This window comes from Streptomyces sp. KLMMK, assembly GCF_036961605.1.
Lineage (GTDB): Bacteria > Actinomycetota > Actinomycetes > Streptomycetales > Streptomycetaceae > Streptomyces > Streptomyces telluris.
The window spans coordinates 1-1449 of the sequence record NZ_JBAMDC010000727.1 but is presented as its reverse complement, the minus strand read 5'-3'; the positions used below and the strand labels follow the sequence as shown (position 1 = coordinate 1449).

General features: G+C 70.5%; 1 protein-coding gene. It reads left to right on the top strand.

The window, feature by feature from the left end; translation table 11 throughout:
- Positions 1–4: 4 nt before the first annotated feature.
- Positions 5–1449: acetyl-CoA carboxylase biotin carboxylase subunit (locus V7793_RS37515; RefSeq protein WP_336014211.1), on the top strand; the 1445-nt coding region annotated here is incomplete at its 3' end.

Here is a 1449-nt window from a genome sequence, read left to right as displayed (position 1 = left end):
CATCGTGCGCAAGGTGCTCATCGCCAACCGTGGCGAAATCGCTGTCCGCGTAGCTCGCGCGTGCCGGGATGCCGGGATTGCCAGTGTGGCGGTCTACGCGGATCCGGACCGGGACGCGCTGCATGTCCGCGCCGCTGATGAGGCGTATGCGCTGGGCGGTGACACCCCGGCGACGAGCTACCTCGATGTGGCCAAGGTGCTTGCCGCGGCGGCCGAGTCGGGGGCGGATGCCGTTCACCCCGGGTACGGCTTCCTTTCCGAGAACGCCGACTTCGCCCAGGCCGTGCTGGATGCGGGGCTGACGTGGATCGGTCCGCCGCCGCAGGCGATCCGGGATCTGGGTGACAAGGTGGCGGCCCGTCACATCGCCCAGCGTGCGGGTGCGCCGCTGGTGGCCGGTACCCCGGACCCGGTTGCGGGTGCGGAGGAGGTCGTGGCGTTCGCCCGCGAGCATGGCCTGCCCATCGCGATCAAGGCTGCTTTCGGTGGTGGCGGGCGCGGCCTGAAGGTCGCCCGGACCCTGGAAGAGGTCCCCGAGCTCTACGACTCCGCCGTCCGCGAGGCCGTTGCCGCGTTCGGGCGGGGGGAGTGCTTCGTCGAGCGCTACCTCGACCGGCCCCGCCACGTCGAGACCCAGTGCCTGGCCGACAAGCACGGCAACGTCGTGGTCGTCTCCACCCGTGACTGCTCGCTGCAGCGCCGCCACCAAAAGCTCGTCGAGGAGGCCCCGGCGCCGTTCTTGTCGGCGGAGCAGAACGCCGAGCTCTACCGCGCTTCGAAGGCGATCCTGCGCGAGGCCGGCTACGAGGGTGCGGGCACGTGCGAGTTCCTCGTCGGCCAGGACGGCACGATCTCCTTCCTGGAGGTCAACACCCGCCTGCAGGTCGAGCACCCGGTCACCGAAGAGGTCACCGGCATCGACCTGGTCCGCGAGATGTTCCGCATCGCCGACGGCGAGGAGCTCGGCTACGACGACCCGCCGCTGCGCGGTCACTCGTTCGAGTTCCGTATCAACGGTGAGGACCCGGGCCGTAACTTCCTGCCCGCTCCGGGCACGGTCACCCGCTTCGACGCTCCTACGGGTCCGGGTGTGCGCCTGGACGCGGGTGTGGAGTCGGGCAGTGTGATCGGTCCGGCGTGGGACTCGCTGCTGGCGAAGCTGATCGTCACGGGTGCCACGCGTGAGCAGGCGCTGCAGCGGGCGGCGCGTGCGCTGAGCGAGTTCAAGGTCGAGGGCATGGCCACGGCCATCCCCTTCCACCGGGCCGTGGTGAGCGATCCTGCCTTCACCGCCGACCCGTTCCGGGTGCACACGCGGTGGATCGAGACGGAGTTCGTCAACACCATCGAGCCGTTCGCGGGCACGGCGGCCGAGGAAGAGGGCGAGGAGGCCGGCCGCGAGACCGTCGTCGTCGAGGTCGGCGGCAAGCGCCTCGAAGTCTCCCTGCC